This is a genomic window from Capnocytophaga cynodegmi DSM 19736, from assembly GCF_000379185.1.
Lineage (GTDB): Bacteria > Bacteroidota > Bacteroidia > Flavobacteriales > Flavobacteriaceae > Capnocytophaga > Capnocytophaga cynodegmi.
In genome coordinates this window covers 108,765-127,120 of record NZ_KB900726.1, presented here as the reverse complement: position 1 = coordinate 127,120, position 18,356 = coordinate 108,765, and the positions used below count along the sequence as shown (strand labels likewise).

Sequence of the window (18,356 nt, the reverse complement as noted above, 5' to 3'; positions counted from 1 at the left end):
CAAAAATAAATTTTTAAAATGATTTTTCCTAATTCTTGGGGAGTTTTTTGTTTACTTTGAAGAATTAGCAACTTCTTTTCACAGAAATTTACTTATTTCCATCAAAGGCAAAACCCTTTGGAAAAATTTCCAAAGGGTTTTGTGATTTCTTTTATTATTTTCTTATCTTTTTTACTCTGTTATTGTTACAGTCACTTCACAATCAACAGTTTCGTTCGGATTTAAACTATTCTGATAACTCACTGTCAAGGTAAAAGTTCCTGTTCTTTGATACGCTTTTAATAATCCCTCTTTGCTTATTTCTGCTATACGAGAAGGATTTTCTGCTGTTTTAAAAAAATGAATTGTAACATATTGGCTTTTAGATTTTCCTCCACTTATTGTTTCTACTAATTTATTATCTTCAAAAGTAGTAATCACCAATGGAAGACTTGTGCCTTTTTTCAAAGAAATTGCCCCTTTATTACTCTGATTATTAATCTTTATTTTATTTACAGGAATGATTGATTTTATTATTATTTTAGTCTCAGCACCAAAACCATCGTTAGCAATGGCTTTAATTTCGGCACGCCCTTCTTTGTGGCAAGTAATTCTTCCATTAGCATTAACAGATACTATATCAGGAGCATCTGATTCCCAAGAAACTGATTGATCCGTAGGGGGGACATCACGATTAATGCCATAAGCTTCATAATCCAATAGAAGGGAACCCCCAACAGCGAAAGTGTGTTCCTTTCCTGCCAAAATACGCAGCTCATTAACAATATTAAAAGCTGTAATTGTTATTTCTGCAAAAACATTACTTCCATCTGTAGCTGACGCTTTTATGGTTGCTTGTTGCCCAGATTTGTTAAGAACAAATATCTTTCCATCTTCAAAAACCTTTACTACATTAGGATTGCTTGACTCCCATTTTAATTTCTTATTAGTAGCATTTTCTGGAAATATAGCAAACTGTATCGTCGCATTTCTTCCAACAGGAAATTTGCTTTGGTCTTCAAATTCAATACGTTGCACAAGAATATTTTTCGAAGATACTTCTACTGTAAGGCTTTTCGAAATATTTTTTGAAGTAACTGTGATAGTAGAAGTCCCTACCGATTTTGCCTCAATGACAACCATTTTCTCTTTGGCACTAACCGTTGCTACTTTTGCATTTGACGAAGCTACAGAAAACTCGTTCAAATTTTCACCACTAATTTTTATTTCTTTTATATCACCTTCCATTAATTTGACAGGAGATTTTTCAGAAAGTATAATCGTTGGTGTCGGTTCAACTGGTTTAGGTTCTTCCTTGTCTTTCGAACAAGATACTATTCCTAAAACAAGGCTCAGCAATAAAAATAGGCTTTTTTTCATTCTGTTAATTTTTTAAGTTGTTTCTACTTTATTAAGATTTTAATTAAAACAACAATAAATATAAATTTTATTTATTCTTGATAATTTAAAATCTGGGGCAAAGGTATGAAAAATAATTAATGTAGATTTTTTTTGTGAAAACTTTATGATAAAAGCTATTTTAAATGAGAAAATATCCTAATTTGATAATCGCTATTTAGTCGAATTGATTGATATTTCTACTTTTTCTCTTCAAAGAATTCAAACCAATTGCCGTCGGGGTCTTTATAAGATTTATTTTCCTAATTTTTGGAAAAGATTTTTTATGGATTTTTAATTGACTATGAGAATTTTAAGAAGATATTAAGGTTTTAGAATTTAAGAAAAGATATTTCTTTTTTATTAGTATATTATTTTTGAAGTAAAATTTAAAAAGAATACATTTCTTTTAGAATTATATGCGAGAATAATTTTACTTTTTAAAGTTGAATAATTTTGTTTTCCAATTTAATTCAAAACTAATAAGTTGCTCATAAATTGATCTTATTCCATTATTTAAATTTATTAAAGAAGGGCGATATATGATGCCAATATGTAAGCTATTTGTTGCTCTATAGTATGAATTAAATGTTATTCCTAAATTACGATTAGCATAAAACGTATTTTCGGGTAATGGTCTATCTTCCAAACTTAAATTTCTATATATTTCACTCCTTATATTAACTGCATAATTAATGCCATATCCAAAAGTAAACCGATTTCTAACACAATTATTAGTCATACTAAAATAATAAGATAAAAGTGTTTTTGTATATTCACTATCAATATGTATGGGAAAAGGAAGATGAAATGTCAAAATAAATGAGGCACTCGTTTCTACAAAGTGCTTTTTACCATAACTATATTCAAAACCTATTCCCCAACCGTGAAATCCAATTTGGTTGTCTTTAAATTTTTTATTAGGATTTAGATACAAATGATTTATGTGTGGTAATTTTAAATCCAGTCTAAAATCATTCTTTTTATATTCTTTAACTTGAGCAAAACAGAAACTAGTAAAAATAAAAAGTATAAATAAAAGTCTCATAACAATAAACTACATTTTAATTGACACAAAAATATTATTTTTTTTAATTCAATTTCCCATAAAGTCATTAATTTTATTGTTTTTTCCCCTCAAAAAACTCAAACCAATTACCGTCGGGGTCTTCAAAAGTAAGTAGTTTTCCATAAGTTTCATATCGGATAGTGCCAATAAGACGAATATTTTGGCTTTTTAGAGTTTCGTAAAGGTTTTCCATATCGTCCACTTCAAACATAATTCTTGTTTTTTGCGGTTTGACCTTTCCTTTCTCTACAGGACGTTTGAGAATGGCAAAAGAAGTCTCCCCTAAGTTAAATTCTATCCAATCTTCCTGCTGAAATTTGAGTACAAAGCCCAATTGCTGAAAGAAGGCTTTAGAAACGTCCAAATCGCTCACATATACCCAACAGGCGTAGATTTTTTTGATGGTCATAATGATTAAAATATCTTATAATTTTTTTCTATACAATCTATTCCGAATAAATTTCAGCTGAAAAAGAAAATCCGTGATGAGAATCATATATTTCTTTCAATTTCCATAAAGTCCCACACTTTCCACATCTATAAATTTCCTCTTTAAAGTAAGTAGCACCCACATCTTCAAAACATATTCTTTTAACGAGGTTTAATGTTTTAGGTGAACAGGTTAAGTTTTTATACTTTTTAGTTTCGGTAGGATTTCCACAAAACAAAGAATTATCGTAGTGATATGCTTCTTCATTTTCAAAATATATTATGGGGAATTTCGTAGCAAATCGGACGTATTCTTCTTTCTTGATACTCATTTCTCCCATTTTTAAGAATCTCTTTTCTCCTTTGAAAGAAACACATTTCCAAAGCCTTTTACACTTGGTACATTTGTAAATTAATATATCCACACTCCCTTCTCTAATTGAGTAATTATCAATTAAATGTAAATCCTTCTCTTCGCATTCAGACTCAAAATCTAAAGACTTTACTTTTTCACAATATGACATATATATTTTGTTTTTGATGTATCATATAAAAAAAGACGATGAAATTCATCGTCTTTTTCAGTATTATTAAAACATATCGTTTTCCTTGAGTTTTTCCGTGTTTTCGGCAAGTTGTAGCTCGTCGATAAGGCGTTGTACATCGCCGTTGATTACGTTTTGCAAATCGTAGAGTGTCAGCCCAATGCGGTGGTCGGTTACACGCCCTTGCGGATAGTTATACGTACGGATTTTAGCACTTCTGTCCCCACTGGAAACCATACTTTTGCGTCGTGCCGAATCTTCTTCCATTTTTTTAGCCAATTCCATCTCGTACAAACGCGAACGCAACACTTTCAAAGCCTTATCCAAGTTTTTATGCTGTGATTTTTCGTCTTGACAACGTACTTCAATCCCTGTGGGAATGTGTTGCAACTGAATGGCGGAATAGGTAGTGTTCACCGACTGCCCTCCAGGTCCTGTTGAGGTCGTTCTGATGATTTTAACATCTGCCATATCCAATTCCACGTCAAATTCTTCTGCTTCGGGCAATACCATCACAGTCGCCGCCGAAGTATGCACTCGTCCTTGTGTTTCCGTTTGCGGAACACGTTGCACGCGATGTACCCCAGCCTCAAACTTGAGCGTTCCGTACACGTTATCGCCCGTAACTTCAAAGATGATTTCTTTATATCCGCCCGAAGTTCCTTCGTTGTAATCCATTACAGATGTGTTCCATCCTTTTGACTGACAATATTTTGTGTACATACGATACAGATCCCCTGCGAAAATAGAAGCCTCATCGCCTCCCGTTCCCGCACGGATTTCCATTACGGCATTTTTGGCATCTTCGGGGTCTTTCGGGATAAGCATAAAGCGGATTTCCTCCTCCAACTGCGGAAGTTTTTCCTTGGCTTCGTCCAATTGCATTTTTGCCATTTCCACCATTTCAGCATCGGTTTCATTGGCGATAATTTCCTCAGCCTCACTAATGTTTGAAGTTACAATGATGTATTCCTCTCGCTTATCGATAAGTTCTTTGAGGTCTTTATATTCTTTATTTAACTGAATGTATCGCTTTTGGTCAGAAATAACATCAGGCTGAATAATCAAGTCTGAAATTTCGTCGAATCGTTGTTTTACAATGTTTAATCTGTCAAGCATTTTTTGAAATTGAATAGTTTCTTTTGAAAATTGGTTGCAAAAGTAGTCAAAATGAGGTTCAAAATCAATTTTTTGAAAAAAATATTTCAATCCAAAATTCGTTTTTAGTTTGCTAATTGTCTTTCAGATGTGTAAAATTTGTATTTTTGCCTAAAGAGTTATCCAACTTTAAGTCAAGAAAACTAAAAAACATTTACTATAACCTTAATATCAAGCAATGACCGTAAAAAATCGTATTTTAGAAAAAATAAAAGAAGTAGAACATCAATATTCGGTAGAGGTATTGTACGTAGTAGAGTCGGGTAGCCGAGCTTGGGGATTTGCCTCCCCCGACAGCGATTTTGATATTCGATTCATATACAAGAGCAAAGTAGAACATTATCTATCATTGTGGGAACAGCCTGATACCATCGAATTTATGACCGATGAAAACCTTGACGGCAGTGGGTGGGATTTAAAGAAAACACTACTACTTTTAGCTAAATCAAATACTCCTCTGCTCGAATGGTTGTACAGCCCTGTGATATATTTTGAAAAACCACAACTAATTAAATCATTGCGTTCACTTGCCCAAAAGTGCTTCTCCCCTATCGCTTGTATGTATCATTATCTCGGTATGAGTAAAAATTTTTCACAAGTTTGCCAACAGGACAACGTAAAACTCAAAAGCTACCTCTATGCATTACGTACTGCCCTTGCAGGAAAGTGGATTGCAGAGAAAAACTCCTTCCCTCCTGTAGCTTTTAGCCAACTACTAACTATTGCACCAGCCAATATACAGACTAAAATTCAGGAGATTATGAACATAAAAGCATCTCAAAATGAAAGTTACTTACATCCCAAGGAAGAGCTCATTACTAATTTTTTGATACAGACCTTAACCGAAAACTCACAAAAGGCAAACAACCTATCTGCTGGTGAAAAAATACATCACGAACTTAATACATTCTTTCTCGAAACTTTAAAACAATAACAATACATTATGGACATAAATTATCTGAAAGACAATAATCTCATACTCTTTGAAGCTATTGCAGGAAGTAAAGCCTTTGGGTTAGATACGCCAACTTCTGACACTGATATCAAAGGAGTTTTCTACCTTCCTAAAAAGGATTTTTACGGACTGAATTATATTCCGCAAATTAGTAATTCAACCAATGATGTTGTTTATTATGAACTTGGTAGATTTGTGAAACTATTGTTGAAAAACAATCCTAATATCTTGGAACTTTTGGCCTCTCCCGACGATTGTATTCTTTACAAACACCCTATTATGAACGCCTTTATGGTGCAAGATTTCTTATCCAAACTCTGCAAAGATACCATTGTAGGATATGCACAAAACCAAATTAAGAAAGCCAGAGGACTAAACAAAAAGATAGTGAACCCTATGGACGCACAACGCAAAAGTCTACTTGATTTTTGCTACGTACTCAGCGGATATCCCAGCATTTCGCTTAACCAATGGCTACAAGAACAAAACAAAATCCAAGAGCTATGTGGACTGGTAGCTATTTCACATTTAAAAAACATTTATGCTCTTTTTTACGATGATTCCTCCAAATTACATTATAAAGGCATCTTGAAGAAGGAAAATTCGAATGAATTATTACTTTCTTCCGTACCTAAAGAAAAAGCTCCTATCGCTTATATATATTGTAATTCAGAAGGTTATTCCTCCTACTGCAAAAAATATAAAGAATACTGGGAATGGGTTGAACAACGCAACCAAGAACGTTACCTAACTAACGAGCAACACGGCAAAAACTATGATAGCAAAAATATGATGCATACCATTCGGTTATTACAATCTGCAAAGTGCATTTTTGAAACAGGAACGCTTAATGTGCGTGTAACCAATCGTTCTGAATTACTTTCGATAAAAGCAGGAGAAAAGAGTTATGATGAAATTCTTTTGATGGCAGAAACACTTTTGGAAGAAATCGAACAATTATATGTCACCTCTACTCTGCCTGAAACTCCCAACCACCAAAAGGCTATTGATGCACTTGTAAGAATCAGAGAGAAACTTTATTCTTTCTGATTATTTCCAGAAATTGTGTTCGAGGTATTTCTTCAGCACCGAGTTTTTCTAAATATTCACTATAAACCTGACAATCAACTAACTTAATTTCAGGGTGCTGTTGCAAAAAAGTGATAAATCCTACTTGTGAAGCATTACTTTCTTTACTGAACATACTTTCTCCACAGAAAATATTTCCCATTTTGATTCCATAAAGCCCTCCAACCAACTGATTTTCATACCAAACTTCGACTGAGTGAGCATAACCTAATTGATGTAGTTGAGTGTAAGTGACTATCATTTCAGGGTGAATCCACGTACCATCTTGGTCTTTTCGAGGGATAGAAGCACAATTTATGATAACTTCTTCAAAACTTTGATTATAAGTTACTTGATAAATATTCTTTCGAAGTAATTTTTTGATATTTTTGGAGATGTGTAACTTTTCAGGAAAAAGAACAAATCTTGGATTTGGTGACCACCATAAAACAGGTTCTTCTTCATTGTACCAAGGAAAAATTCCATTCTGATAGGCTTCAAGCAAACGTTCTGGAGTTAAATCATAGCCATAAGCAACAATTCCTTCTTCCGAAGCAATTTCGGGAGAAGGAAAAGGCATATTTTCTTCTAAAAAAATCAACTTTTAGAAAGGTAAATCGTCGAAGTCCTCGGAATTTGTAGTTTGTGTAGTTTCAAAACCACCTTGCGGAGGCATTGGAGGAGGTGTTTGATTAGCAAATTGCTGTCCTCCATAATTAGATTGCTGATAAGGTTGCCCTTGATAGGGTTGTTGATATTGGGGATTAGGATATGATTGTTGCTGATAAGGCTGTTGATATGCCTGTTGTTGAGCCATTTCCATATTCTCAATACGCCAACCTTGCAATGAATTGAAGTACTTAGCTTCTCCTTGCGGATTTATCCATTCACGTCCACGAACGTTAAAACTGATTTTCACCAATTGTCCCACACGAAAGGAATCTAATAATGCACATTTTTCTTGTGTAAATTCGAATATAACGTGCTGAGGATATTGTTCTTCTGTGGTAATAACTACTTCTCTCTTCTGAAAACCATTCGTTCCAAAACTCTGAATATCTGATATTAACTTTATACGTCCTTGTAAATCCATCTCAATGTATCTTTATATATTTTGCAAAAGTAAATATTTATCTTGAAATATTATGTTTTGATTAAGTTAAAAGTTTTACACAGGTTCGGCATACAAATCATAATCTGCTGCATCGATAACTTTTACATTAACAAATTCACCTGTTTTCACATAAAACCTCTTAGCATCAATAAGTACCTCATTATCAACATCAGGAGAATCATATTCAGTGCGTCCTATGAAATAATTTCCTTCTTTGCGGTCGATAAGACAACGGAATGTTTTACCAATTTTCTCTTGATTGAGTTCCCACGAAATCTGAGACTGAATTTCCATTATTTCATTAGCTCGAGCTATTTTCACTTCTTCGGGAATATCATCGACCAAATTATAGGCGTGTGTATTCTCCTCGTGGCTGTAAGTAAAACAACCCAATCGGTCGAATCGCATTTCTTTTACAAATTCTTTGAGAGTATTGAAATCCTCTTCATTTTCACCAGGATAGCCAACAATCAAAGTAGTTCGAATCGCCATTTCTGGTAATTTTTCTCGAAAATTTTTGAGTAATTTTATCGTTTTCTCCCGAGTTGTTCCACGTCTCATACTTTTCAGAATAGAATCTGAAATGTGTTGCAAAGGAATGTCCAAATAATTACAAACTTTTGGTTCCTCTTTCATCACTTCGATAACGTCCATCGGGAAACCTGTTGGGAAAGCATAATGCAATCGAATCCACTCAATCCCTTCTATCTTTACAAGCTCACGTAACAAATCGGCTAATTTTCTTTCTTTATAAAGATCTAATCCATAATATGTTAAATCTTGAGCTATCAAAATCAATTCCTTGACTCCTTTTGCAGCCAATTTTTCAGCTTCGGTAACTAAATCTTCAATGGGGGTACTTCGGTGGCTTCCACGCATCAGCGGAATAGCACAAAAACTACAAGGACGATCGCAACCTTCAGCTATTTTTAGGTAAGCATAGTTTTTAGGCGTTGTTGTAAGTCGCTCACCAATAAGCTCGTGCTTGTAATCCGCTCCCAAAACTTTCAGCAAGGCGGGGAGTTCAGTAGTTCCAAAATATTGGTCAACATCAGGGATTTCTTTTTCCAAATCAGGCTTGTAACGCTCACTCAAACACCCCATTACATAAACCTTATCAACCAAACCTTCTTCTTTCTTGTTTACATAATCTAAAATAGTATTAATGCTTTCCTCTTTGGCATTATTGATAAAACCACAGGTATTGATAACCACGATATTACCTTCTTTTTCGTGAACAACATCTTTACCTCCTGCTTTTAGTTGCCCCATTAAAACCTCACTATCATACACATTTTTGGAACACCCCAGAGTAACTACATTGATAACATTTTTCTTTATTGACTTGGTTCTCATCTTCTCAAAATCGAATTTTCAGGCGACAAAGATATTATTTTTTAGCGAGTTAGAATCTCTCTGAATTTTAGAACAATTATAAATTATTTTTTATCCATTCCAAAACGAGCCACTGTATTGAGTTTTCCTACCAAATTTTTAGCAATCACATTAGTATATTCCTTTTTGCGATATTTTGTAATTGGCTGAATACCAACGATACTATTTGTTATGAATAATTCGTCTGCTTTTTGAAGTTCAAAGGGAGATATTGAAGTTTCAACCAATTCAAAATCAGAAGTTTTTTTGAGCATATTTAGTAGAACTTTACGCGTAATTCCATTCAAACAGCCATCGGTAAGCAAAGGTGTTTTTAAAGTTTTTCCTTCCACTAAAAACAAATTTCCATTTAAAGCTCCTACAACATTCTTATTAGAATTCAGCAAGATGCAATTTTGGTAATCATTTTCTTTGGCAAAAACACTTCCTATAATATTAACCAAACGATTTGTATGCTTCACATTTGCCAACAAATCAGGTTGAACATAAAAATCTTTAAAAAGTTCCACCTCATACTGATTTTCATTAATCTCAAAAAAGTAAGAATCAAGTCTCTGAACTTCAATAAGATAATCTATTTCATTAGTTTTAGGTGTATACAAACCTCCATCTTTGCGAAAAACTGTGATACGAACACGAACAGGCGAACTTACTAAATCATTAACATTGATAGTTTTAAGGATTTCTTCTTCTAAAAATTCTAATGTAAAAGACATTGGGATTTCCATACGAAGAATACGCATTCCTGCCATTAAACGTAAATAGTGTTCCTCCCAAAAAAGTATTTGTTGATTTGTATATTTTAAAGTGTCAAAAACAGCATCACCATATTTGAAAGCTCTGTTTTCAGTGGACAAAAAGGCATCGTCGGTAGCCAGAAGCTTTCCGTTATAATTTATTTTCATTAACTTCTATCTTAATTTTAAACCGAACCTAATACGTGTTTTAGTTCCGCTACTTGGTTTTCCCACAGCATTTTGGATTCTTCCAAATCTTCAGGACTTGCGAAATCCACAATCACTAACGACACATCTTCAGTAATTTCATCAACAACGATTTTCATTTCAAAGTAAGTATCATTTCCACTGCCGAGCCATCTGAATTTTATTGATTCATCTAATTTTTTCCGGAGCAACTTTGCCTTTTCCTCAGTATCACTCCAAATAAAAGTATATATCTCCTCTTTCAAATTCACATTATCCGCATACCACTCCGATAATCCAGAGGGAGACGAAATGTATTGATACAACATTTGAGGAGATGCGTGAATCGCAAATTCTAACTCGTACTTTACTTTGTTTTGCATAATTGCGTAGATAAAATTTCAAAGGTGGCAAGGTATAATTTAAAAATCAAATAAACAAATTTTTTTACATTTTTGGTTCTCCAAAAAGCTAAATACAACACTTTGGGTAATTTTTTAATTTTGAAAGAAAAAGAAAGAAAAAGCAAGAAAATGAAATCCAACAATACACTTTAAAAAGAATTTAAAATTATGATTATCAAATAATTAATCAATTAATCCTTTTTACTTTTCACAAAATGATGTAAATATGCCCCTAAAAAAATTTCAAAAGAATAGAAAATCCAAAACTAAATTATATCTTTGTCGTTACTTATTTGAACAACATTTTTTCATTATGGATAAATATTCTTTTTTGAATGCCGCAAGTACAGCTTATTTTGGAGATTTGTACGAAAAATATTTAGAAAATCCTGACTCAGTTGAAGCAAGTTGGAGAGCTTTCTTCCAAGGATTTGATTTTGCACGAGAAAACTATGGCGAATCGTACGACGAAACGGTTCAGGTAATGGCTCAAAAGGTGGATTCGGGCAACAATGTAGCTTCGGAAAAACTTCAAAAGGAGTTCAAAGTACTAAACCTGATTAATGGTTACAGAACGTATGGTCACTTGTTTACCAAAATTAATCCTATCCGCGAACGTGAAGCATACATTCCGAACTTAAATATCGAAAACTACGGACTTTCAAATTCAGATTTGGAAACTATTTTCGATTCTGCCAAAGAAATCGGATTACAGCCAACATCTTTGCGAAACATTATCAATACATTGAAAGATATTTACTGCAATTCGGTAGGTGTTGAGTATTCGTACGTACGTGAATCCGAAATTCGGCAATGGATTGAGAATAAAATATTTAAAAATGCCAATAAACCGCAATTCTCAAAGGAAGAAAAAATCCAAATTCTGAAAAAACTTAACGAAGCCACTTCATTCGAGAACTTTTTGCATACGAAATACGTAGGTCAGAAGCGTTTTTCGTTGGAAGGGAACGACGCTTTCGTAGCTGGTTTGGACTTTATCGTGGAACGTGCCGCTGAAAAAGGAGTAGAACACTTAGTTTTGGGAATGGCTCACCGAGGAAGATTAAATGTTTTGGCAAATGTTTTCAACAAAAACCCACAAGATATTTTTTCTGAGTTTGATGGAAAAGATTACGAAATGGAAGATAATTTCGATGGCGACGTAAAGTATCACTTAGGAATTACTTCCGAAAGAATTACCCAATCAGGAAAAAAAATCAACCTGAATTTGGCTCCTAACCCTTCACATCTGGAAACTGTTGGGGCTGTTATTGAAGGAATTACCCGAGCCAAGCAAGATAATTTCTTTCCAAGCGACATCAAAAAAGCACTTCCCATCGCTATTCACGGTGATGCCGCAGTGTCAGGACAAGGTGTCGTATATGAAATCACACAAATGTGTCAGCTTAACGGATTTAAGACAGGAGGTACTATTCATATCGTGATAAATAACCAAGTTGGTTTCACTACAAACTATACCGATTCACGCTCATCAACATATTGTACGGATATTGCGAAAGTTAATTCTTCTCCTGTCCTACACGTAAACTCTGATGACGCCGAAGCGGTAGTTCACGCTTTTCTTTTGGCATTAGATTTCCGTCAAGAGTTTGGAAGAGACATATTTATAGACCTACTGGGCTATCGTAAGTACGGACATAACGAAGGTGACGAGCCTCGTTTTACTCAACCCGTACTTTACAAAACCATAGGAAAACACGAAAACCCAAGAAACATCTATGCGAAACGATTAATCGAAGAAAATATCGTTACTTCGGATTATGTTGCGCAAATAGAGAATGAATATAAATCAGTACTGGACAACCATTTGGAATCCTCGCGAAAAGAAGAATTAACCATCATCAAACCTTTTATGCAAGATGTATGGAAAGGCTTTGAAATCGCATCACGCAAGAAAATGTTGGAAAAAGTAGACACTTCTTTCGACAAAGACACCTTAGTTGAGATAGCAAAAATCATCACTGAGTTACCTTCCGACAAGAAATTCATCAGCAAAATCAAAAAAATTATTGCCGACCGCAAAGAAGGTTTCTTTGAAAAGGATACTATCGATTGGGGTACTGCTGAGCATTTAGCTTTTGCTACACTTCTTTCTGAAGGTTTCAATGTTCGGCTAACAGGTCAGGACGTTCAGCGAGGAACATTCTCACATCGCCACGCAGTGGTAAAAACCGAAGATACAGAAGAAGAAATAACGCCACTCAAAGCCCTAAAGCAGCACGAGAAACACGCAAAAGGAAACTTTTATGTCTATAATTCCTTACTTTCAGAGTATGGTGTGTTAGGTTATGAGTATGGTTACGCAATGGCAAGCCCAAATACGCTAACAATTTGGGAAGCTCAGTTTGGAGATTTCTCTAATGGGGCTCAAATTATGCTCGACCAGTACATTTCTTGCGGAGAAGATAAATGGAAAACCCAAGATGGTGTCGTAATTTTACTACCTCACGGATATGAGGGGCAAGGTTCGGAACACTCTTCGGCACGTATCGAACGTTATTTGCAATTATGCTCGGACAAAAATATGTATGTAGCAAATTGTACCACACCGGCGAATTTCTTTCACTTGTTAAGAAGACAAATGAAAACTAATTTCCGCAAACCGCTCGTAGTTTTCACACCAAAGAGCTTACTTCGCCACCCACAAGTCGTTTCTACGATTGATGATTTGGCAAATGGGCAATTCCAAGAAGTTATTGACGACCCAATCGCCGATGCTTCCAAAGTGAAATCGGTAGTTTTCTGTTCAGGACGCTTTTATTACGACCTTTATGCCGAACGTGAAAAATTAGGTCGCGATGATGTAGCTTTTGTTCGCATTGAGCAGTTATTCCCGCTTCCTACCGAGCAAATCAAAGCCGTTTTAGGAAAATATAAAAACGCAGATGATTTTGTTTGGGCACAAGAAGAGCCTAAAAATATGGGAGCTTACGGATATATGTTGATGTTTTTCGACTTTGTGAACTGGCGTTTGGCATCAAACACGGTATATTCGGCACCAGCTTCCGGAAGTTACACACGCGATAGAAAACGTCACGCAGAGGCTATCGCAATGGTTTTCGACCGCAACGCCAATGCCAAAAAGAATATATAATAATAGGTATACTTTGCCGAAGTTTTCGTAGCTTTGGCAAAGTATACGTTATATAAATACCTTATAATGAAATAATATACGTAATTTTGTTTCGATATTGCTTTAAGAAAGAAACTACCTGCTTCATATCCGAAAACAGATGACAAACATAGTTTTTAGAATTGATAAAACAGAGTTCTGATAAAATTAATAAGTTAACTTTTTTGGAACAAGAAAAAGCTATTAAGAGATACAGCAAAGAAGATAAAAATGGTGTAGCAGTAATTGAGCTAACAAAATAATAGAATTACCAACCAATGGTCTTTAAAAAGACTCTTATGATTTGAAAAACATTTAATAAGATTACTTTATGAAAATTTTCAGTTTATTATTAGCAAGTATCATATTATTTTCCTACAATATGGAAAATAAAAACAACCCTGAAAGCGATTGGAAAAAATATCAGGTCACTAAAAACGTAAAAAAGATAATTGAACGCGAATATGTGGCTACAAAAGTAGGGAAAGAGATTAAAATGGGAGAAAACACGAACGAGCTTTCCTTCAATTTTGATATTTCATTTGACAAAAACGGAAAAAAGATAGAAAAGATTTTTTATCAAAAAGGAATCGTAGTAAGAAGAATTACCTATAAGTATAAAGGTGAAGACATTACTGAAGAAAGAATCTACAATGGGGATAATTCATTAAACAGAAGAATCATCTATAAATACAATGAGAATCTTCTTTCCGAAAAAGAAGTATATGATTCCAACGGAGAGTTAATGTATGAAACCTTTATTAAAAGAAAAAAAGACAACGAAGGAACAACAGAAGTTTTTAAGTATCATAAAAAAGATATAAATTCTCCAACAAATCTTTTTGGAGTCTATGATTACGAAAGTAAGAGTGGATGGGGACTTTCTCAAGAAGGTAAATCAATACTACAGGTTTCCGCTAAACACAATGAAAAAGGAGAATGCTCCGAAACCGAATATTTTCAAGGAGAAAAGCTACAAAAAAAAGTTACCTTTAAATACAAGTACGACAAAAAAGGAAATTGGATTGAAAAGGTAGGCTACACAGGAGATACTCCCGAAACCATTGTAGTACGCAAGATAGAATACTTTTAAATAAAGAAACAAACAAAAAACACGTTCTTTTTATTATTTTTTATCTCAGGAATTAGTTGCTTCATATCAGAAATTGATTGCTTCACTTCTGGAATAGTTTGCTTCGCATCAGAAATTGATTACTTCTGATGAAAAACAGACTACTTTTATTCAGAAATCAGTTGCTTCAAGTAAGAAACTATCTGCTTCATATCCGAAAACAGATGACAAACATAGTTTTTATAAAGCCAGACAACAGAAATCTCTTTCCAAAAGCAAGAAAAAAGAATTCTAACATCAGAAAAATCATTCCGAAGATAGAAAATCTATAAACTAAGTTACAAATTTTATATAGAAACATAATAACTAAAAAACAATTAATATGGCTAAATCAAGCAGACCCAAAGTAAGCTACGCCGAGCTTATCGCAAAAGCTCAGCTAATGGTAGCAGGATTAAAAAACAATGCCCAAGAGGTACAAAAAAGAGGAATTGGTTCCGACTTCACTTCGCTACTTGAAAAACAATGTGAAGAAGCAATTACCCTTAATAACGAGCAAGAACGCCTAAAAGCAGAACTCAAAGCCAAAACAGAAGAATTTGTTAGCAAACTTAACGCAATTCAAGAGCAAATGAGGGAAGCAAATGCCGTTGCTAAATTAGCAATGCCCAAAGCAAGATGGAGAGAATTCGGAATTGAAACATCAAGATAGTAATTTGTAGAACACAATAAATAAAAACTCATACTTAAAACTAATAATACTATGTTAGAAATGAAAGTTCCCTCACCGGGAGAATCTATCACGGAAGTAGAAATCGCACGTTGGCTTGTAAAGACGGGTGATTATGTAGAAAAAGACCAAGCTATCGCCGAAGTTGATTCAGATAAAGCAACCCTCGAACTTCCTGCCGAAGCCAGTGGCGTAATTACGCTACAAGCTGAGGAAGGTGATGCAGTAAAAGTAGGTCAAGTAGTATGCTTAATCGATACTTCAGCTACAAAACCTTCAGGAAACGCTACATCTGAACCTACTAAGAAAGAGGAACCTAAAAAAGAAGAAAAGAAAGTAGCAGAAGTACCAGCCGAAAAGGCAACTTATGCAACAAATGCCCCAAGTCCGGCAGCTCGTAAAATATTAGAAGAAAAAGAAATCCCTGTATCGGCTGTAAAAGGCACAGGAAGAGATGGACGTATCACTAAAGACGATGCTTTAAAGGCTTCGAAGCCATCTATGGGCACACCTACGGGAGGAAGTCGCAGTGAAACGCGAACTAAAATGTCAATGCTCCGCCGTAAAGTCTCAGAAAGATTAGTATCTGCCAAAAATGAAACAGCAATGCTAACAACCTTCAATGAGGTAGATATGAGTGCGATTTACCAGCTTCGAAATCAGTACAAAGATGCCTTTAAAGAGAAACATAATGTGAATTTAGGATTTATGTCTTTCTTTACGTTGGCAGTAGTTAGGGCTTTAAAGATGTATCCTGACGTAAATTCGATGATTGATGGGCAAGAAAAGGTAACGTATAACTTCTATGATATTTCAATTGCCGTTTCTGGTCCTAAAGGATTGATGGTTCCGGTAATTCGCAACGCTGAAAATTTATCATTCCGCGGTGTTGAAGCAGAAGTTAAGCGTTTAGCGGTACGAGCTCGTGATGGTCAGATTACTGTCGACGAAATGACGGGAGGAACATTCACTATTACCAACGGAGGTGTCTTCGGTTCGATGCTCTCTACTCCTATTATCAATCCACCACAATCAGGAATTTTAGGAATGCACAATGTTGTAGAACGAGCTGTGGTTAAAAACGGACAAATTACGATAGCTCCGGTAATGTATGTCGCACTTTCGTATGACCATCGCATTATTGACGGACGCGAATCGGTTGGTTTCTTAGTAGCTGTGAAAGAAGCGTTGGAAAACCCCGTAGAAATCCTAATGAATGGCAATGCTAAAGCAGCTTTAGAATTATAAAAGCACTTCAATAAGAAAATAAAGGCTCAAAAGAACGTATCTTTTGGGCTTTTGTTCTCTATCTTCTATTAGCTTTCGCAAGTTATCTAATTTTATAAACTTTTAATCGTTTTTTTAAACTTTTTTAGGGCAATTAATTCCCTTACTTACTTGAAGATGAAACTAAAAACTATATTAAATCTCGCATTAATTTTATTTATTCTCGCTTTTTTCGTAACTCCTTTGGGATATGAAAGTAAGATAATCTTACAACGGATATTTTCCAGCTCTGTTGAGGTTCTTCCTGCCAATGAACAATATAAAATTGACTTTGATTGGAAATTAAAAGACCGAGATGACAAAGAGTTCAACTTTTCTCAGTCAGAAGGAAAGAAACCTTCCTTTGTTTATTTCTGGTCATCGTGGAGAGTTACCAGTGTTGCCGATTTATCTGGCATACAAAAGCTCTACAATGACTACAAAGAGAAAGTTGATTTCTATATAATTACCAATGAATTACCTTCTCCGGTAGAAGAATTAATGTCCAAGAGAGGTTATAACTTTAAAGTGACTTATTTAATCATAGGTGAGAAAATGCCTTTTGATGCAGAAAAAATACCTTCGGGATATATCATTGACAAACACGGAGTTGTCCGAGCAAAAAGCGAACGAATTGCAAATTGGAATAGTGATAAAGTTCGCAGTTTGTTAGATGCCATTTCAAAATAGCTTTCAATGAAATTCTAACTATTTTTCAACCACTTACGGATTAATAATAAGAAAATCTTATACCAACATACGTATAATTTAATTATATATATGTTGGTATTTGAATTATATGTGCTATTTTTGCCAACAAAACCTGATATATATCATATATTTAGCTTTTTTTTAGAAAGTAATCAAAACGTAAAACACAATGATTCAAGTATCTGAACAAGCAAAAAAGAAACTAATTTCCTTGATGGAAGATGATAATTTCGACCCTACAACCGATTTTGTACGTGTGGGCGTAAAAAGCGGTGGTTGTAGCGGACTTTCCTATGAACTCAAATTCGACAAAACTACTGACGCCGACGATAAAATATTTGAAAACAACGGAATACGCATTGCTGTAAACAAAAAGAGTTTTCTCTATTTGGTAGGTACAACCCTTGAATATTCAGGCGGACTTAACGGAAAAGGCTTTGTATTCAACAATCCCAACGCCAACAGAACTTGCGGCTGTGGAGAGAGTTTTTCGTTGTAAATAATTCAAGGTTCAAAGTTTAATGTTCAAGGTTTTGTCGGAAACTTTACACATTCAATCTTAAAAACACAATATGGCTACGATAAAAAGATTTGAAGACTTAGAAATTTGGCAATTGGCAAGAATACTTAGCAATGATGTTTATCAAATCATCGAAAATTCAGCACTTAAAAGTAATTTTCGTTTAAGTAATCAAATTGATGGTGCGTCAGGATCAATAATGGATAATATCGCAGAAGGCTTTGAACGTAATGGAAACAAGGAATTTATACAATTTTTATCAATAGCGAAGGCTTCTTGTGGAGAGACAAGGTCGCAATTGTATCGAATTTTGGATAGAGGATTCATTTCCGAAGAAGAATTTATCAAACTAAAAAATCAGACTGAAATTTTAAGCAAGAAAATAAATATATTTATCAATTATTTAATTAACAGCAATTTAAAAGGCATAAAATATAAGTAATTTTAAGGTTACATATTCAGAGTTCACTCTTTAAACCTTGAACTT

The 18,356-nt window shown here is 34.4% G+C and carries 20 protein-coding genes; 10 read left to right on the top strand and 10 right to left on the bottom strand.

From position 1 onward, the window contains the following. Window positions 1-171: 171 nt before the first annotated feature. The 5 genes from YW9_RS0108115 to prfA form a co-directional block, all read right to left on the bottom strand. A complete protein-coding gene (locus YW9_RS0108115) occupies window positions 172-1,359 on the bottom strand; it encodes an Ig-like domain-containing protein (protein ID WP_018279680.1) in 1,188 nt (395 codons plus the stop codon). A 451-nt stretch (window positions 1,360-1,810) separates the two neighbouring features. Further along, the gene (locus YW9_RS0108110; RefSeq protein WP_018279679.1) at window positions 1,811-2,425 is read right to left on the bottom strand and encodes a hypothetical protein; all 615 of its coding nucleotides are present in this window, start codon (window positions 2,423-2,425) and stop codon (window positions 1,811-1,813) included. Between the two features lie 73 nt (window positions 2,426-2,498). Continuing rightward, complete coding sequence (locus tag YW9_RS0108105) at window positions 2,499-2,855, bottom strand: VOC family protein (protein ID WP_018279678.1); 357 nt, start codon at window positions 2,853-2,855, stop codon at window positions 2,499-2,501. A 37-nt stretch (window positions 2,856-2,892) separates the two neighbouring features. Further along, window positions 2,893-3,399: a hypothetical protein gene (locus tag YW9_RS0108100; RefSeq protein ID WP_018279677.1), complete on the bottom strand. Its 507-nt coding sequence runs from the start codon at window positions 3,397-3,399 to the stop codon at window positions 2,893-2,895. Window positions 3,400-3,465: 66 nt separating this feature from the next. Beyond that, window positions 3,466-4,539 carry a peptide chain release factor 1 gene (prfA, locus tag YW9_RS0108095; protein ID WP_013997009.1) on the bottom strand — a complete coding sequence of 358 codons (1,074 nt, stop codon included), beginning with the start codon at window positions 4,537-4,539 and terminating at the stop codon, window positions 3,466-3,468. Between the two features lie 217 nt (window positions 4,540-4,756). Between prfA and YW9_RS0108090 the strand changes: the two genes are divergently transcribed. Further along, the gene (locus tag YW9_RS0108090) at window positions 4,757-5,512 is read left to right on the top strand and encodes a nucleotidyltransferase domain-containing protein (RefSeq protein ID WP_018279675.1); all 756 of its coding nucleotides are present in this window, start codon (window positions 4,757-4,759) and stop codon (window positions 5,510-5,512) included. A gap of 9 nt (window positions 5,513-5,521) precedes the next feature. Beyond that, the gene (locus YW9_RS0108085) at window positions 5,522-6,583 is read left to right on the top strand and encodes a DNA polymerase beta superfamily protein (protein ID WP_018279674.1); all 1,062 of its coding nucleotides are present in this window, start codon (window positions 5,522-5,524) and stop codon (window positions 6,581-6,583) included. On the opposite strand, the gene aat is transcribed toward YW9_RS0108085, so the two are convergent. From aat to YW9_RS0108060, 5 genes are all read right to left on the bottom strand, one after another. Then, entirely contained in the window at window positions 6,558-7,181 is a 624-nt protein-coding gene (gene aat, locus YW9_RS0108080) for a leucyl/phenylalanyl-tRNA--protein transferase (RefSeq protein ID WP_018279673.1), read from the bottom strand. The genes YW9_RS0108085 and aat overlap by 26 nt on opposite strands. 24 nt (window positions 7,182-7,205) lie before the next feature. Next, a complete protein-coding gene (locus tag YW9_RS0108075; protein WP_018279672.1) occupies window positions 7,206-7,694 on the bottom strand; it encodes a DUF3127 domain-containing protein in 489 nt (162 codons plus the stop codon). A gap of 75 nt (window positions 7,695-7,769) precedes the next feature. Further along, on the bottom strand, window positions 7,770-9,071 hold the full coding sequence (gene rimO, locus YW9_RS0108070; protein WP_018279671.1) for a 30S ribosomal protein S12 methylthiotransferase RimO: 1,302 nt from the start codon (window positions 9,069-9,071) through the stop codon (window positions 7,770-7,772). An 83-nt stretch (window positions 9,072-9,154) separates the two neighbouring features. Beyond that, window positions 9,155-10,015: an aminotransferase class IV gene (locus YW9_RS0108065; RefSeq protein WP_018279670.1), complete on the bottom strand. Its 861-nt coding sequence runs from the start codon at window positions 10,013-10,015 to the stop codon at window positions 9,155-9,157. A gap of 17 nt (window positions 10,016-10,032) precedes the next feature. Beyond that, a complete protein-coding gene (locus YW9_RS0108060) occupies window positions 10,033-10,416 on the bottom strand; it encodes an START-like domain-containing protein (RefSeq protein WP_018279669.1) in 384 nt (127 codons plus the stop codon). A gap of 334 nt (window positions 10,417-10,750) precedes the next feature. On the opposite strand from YW9_RS0108060, the gene YW9_RS0108050 reads away from it, so the two are divergent. The 8 genes from YW9_RS0108050 (at window position 10,751) to YW9_RS0108010 (ending at window position 18,311) form a co-directional block, all read left to right on the top strand. Next, window positions 10,751-13,552: a 2-oxoglutarate dehydrogenase E1 component gene (locus YW9_RS0108050; protein ID WP_018279667.1), complete on the top strand. Its 2,802-nt coding sequence runs from the start codon at window positions 10,751-10,753 to the stop codon at window positions 13,550-13,552. Window positions 13,553-13,952: 400 nt separating this feature from the next. Continuing rightward, window positions 13,953-14,663 carry a hypothetical protein gene (locus tag YW9_RS0108040; RefSeq protein WP_155848750.1) on the top strand — a complete coding sequence of 237 codons (711 nt, stop codon included), beginning with the start codon at window positions 13,953-13,955 and terminating at the stop codon, window positions 14,661-14,663. 128 nt (window positions 14,664-14,791) lie between these two features. Beyond that, window positions 14,792-14,974, top strand: coding sequence for a hypothetical protein (locus tag YW9_RS13475; RefSeq protein WP_155848749.1), 183 nt, complete (start codon window positions 14,792-14,794; stop codon window positions 14,972-14,974). Between the two features lie 50 nt (window positions 14,975-15,024). Beyond that, on the top strand, window positions 15,025-15,354 hold the full coding sequence (locus YW9_RS0108030; RefSeq protein ID WP_018279663.1) for a hypothetical protein: 330 nt from the start codon (window positions 15,025-15,027) through the stop codon (window positions 15,352-15,354). A gap of 51 nt (window positions 15,355-15,405) precedes the next feature. Continuing rightward, window positions 15,406-16,620 (top strand): 2-oxoglutarate dehydrogenase complex dihydrolipoyllysine-residue succinyltransferase, encoded by a 1,215-nt coding sequence (gene odhB / locus YW9_RS0108025; protein WP_018279662.1) that lies wholly within the window; start codon window positions 15,406-15,408, stop codon window positions 16,618-16,620. A gap of 156 nt (window positions 16,621-16,776) precedes the next feature. Beyond that, window positions 16,777-17,328: a TlpA family protein disulfide reductase gene (locus tag YW9_RS0108020; RefSeq protein WP_018279661.1), complete on the top strand. Its 552-nt coding sequence runs from the start codon at window positions 16,777-16,779 to the stop codon at window positions 17,326-17,328. A 190-nt stretch (window positions 17,329-17,518) separates the two neighbouring features. Then, a complete protein-coding gene (locus YW9_RS0108015; RefSeq protein ID WP_018279660.1) occupies window positions 17,519-17,848 on the top strand; it encodes a HesB/IscA family protein in 330 nt (109 codons plus the stop codon). Window positions 17,849-17,921: 73 nt separating this feature from the next. After that, window positions 17,922-18,311, top strand: a complete 390-nt coding sequence (locus YW9_RS0108010) for a four helix bundle protein (RefSeq protein WP_018279659.1) — start codon at window positions 17,922-17,924, stop codon at window positions 18,309-18,311. The last annotated feature ends 45 nt before the right edge of the window (window positions 18,312-18,356 follow it).

Bases quoted from the DNA above. Each gene is read 5' to 3' on its own strand.
- YW9_RS0108115 (WP_018279680.1), bottom strand. From the start codon at position 1,359: ATGAAAAAAAGCCTATTTTTATTGCTGAGCCTTGTTTTAGGAATAGTA.
- YW9_RS0108110 (WP_018279679.1), bottom strand. From the start codon at position 2,425: ATGAGACTTTTATTTATACTTTTTATTTTTACTAGTTTCTGTTTTGCT.
- YW9_RS0108105 (WP_018279678.1), bottom strand. From the start codon at position 2,855: ATGACCATCAAAAAAATCTACGCCTGTTGGGTATATGTGAGCGATTTG.
- YW9_RS0108100 (WP_018279677.1), bottom strand. From the start codon at position 3,399: ATGTCATATTGTGAAAAAGTAAAGTCTTTAGATTTTGAGTCTGAATGC.
- prfA (WP_013997009.1), bottom strand. From the start codon at position 4,539: ATGCTTGACAGATTAAACATTGTAAAACAACGATTCGACGAAATTTCA.
- YW9_RS0108090 (WP_018279675.1), top strand. From the start codon at position 4,757: ATGACCGTAAAAAATCGTATTTTAGAAAAAATAAAAGAAGTAGAACAT.
- YW9_RS0108085 (WP_018279674.1), top strand. From the start codon at position 5,522: ATGGACATAAATTATCTGAAAGACAATAATCTCATACTCTTTGAAGCT.
- aat (WP_018279673.1), bottom strand. From the start codon at position 7,181: ATGCCTTTTCCTTCTCCCGAAATTGCTTCGGAAGAAGGAATTGTTGCT.
- YW9_RS0108075 (WP_018279672.1), bottom strand. From the start codon at position 7,694: ATGGATTTACAAGGACGTATAAAGTTAATATCAGATATTCAGAGTTTT.
- rimO (WP_018279671.1), bottom strand. From the start codon at position 9,071: ATGAGAACCAAGTCAATAAAGAAAAATGTTATCAATGTAGTTACTCTG.
- YW9_RS0108065 (WP_018279670.1), bottom strand. From the start codon at position 10,015: ATGAAAATAAATTATAACGGAAAGCTTCTGGCTACCGACGATGCCTTT.
- YW9_RS0108060 (WP_018279669.1), bottom strand. From the start codon at position 10,416: ATGCAAAACAAAGTAAAGTACGAGTTAGAATTTGCGATTCACGCATCT.
- YW9_RS0108050 (WP_018279667.1), top strand. From the start codon at position 10,751: ATGGATAAATATTCTTTTTTGAATGCCGCAAGTACAGCTTATTTTGGA.
- YW9_RS0108040 (WP_155848750.1), top strand. From the start codon at position 13,953: ATGGAAAATAAAAACAACCCTGAAAGCGATTGGAAAAAATATCAGGTC.
- YW9_RS13475 (WP_155848749.1), top strand. From the start codon at position 14,792: ATGAAAAACAGACTACTTTTATTCAGAAATCAGTTGCTTCAAGTAAGA.
- YW9_RS0108030 (WP_018279663.1), top strand. From the start codon at position 15,025: ATGGCTAAATCAAGCAGACCCAAAGTAAGCTACGCCGAGCTTATCGCA.
- odhB (WP_018279662.1), top strand. From the start codon at position 15,406: ATGTTAGAAATGAAAGTTCCCTCACCGGGAGAATCTATCACGGAAGTA.
- YW9_RS0108020 (WP_018279661.1), top strand. From the start codon at position 16,777: ATGAAACTAAAAACTATATTAAATCTCGCATTAATTTTATTTATTCTC.
- YW9_RS0108015 (WP_018279660.1), top strand. From the start codon at position 17,519: ATGATTCAAGTATCTGAACAAGCAAAAAAGAAACTAATTTCCTTGATG.
- YW9_RS0108010 (WP_018279659.1), top strand. From the start codon at position 17,922: ATGGCTACGATAAAAAGATTTGAAGACTTAGAAATTTGGCAATTGGCA.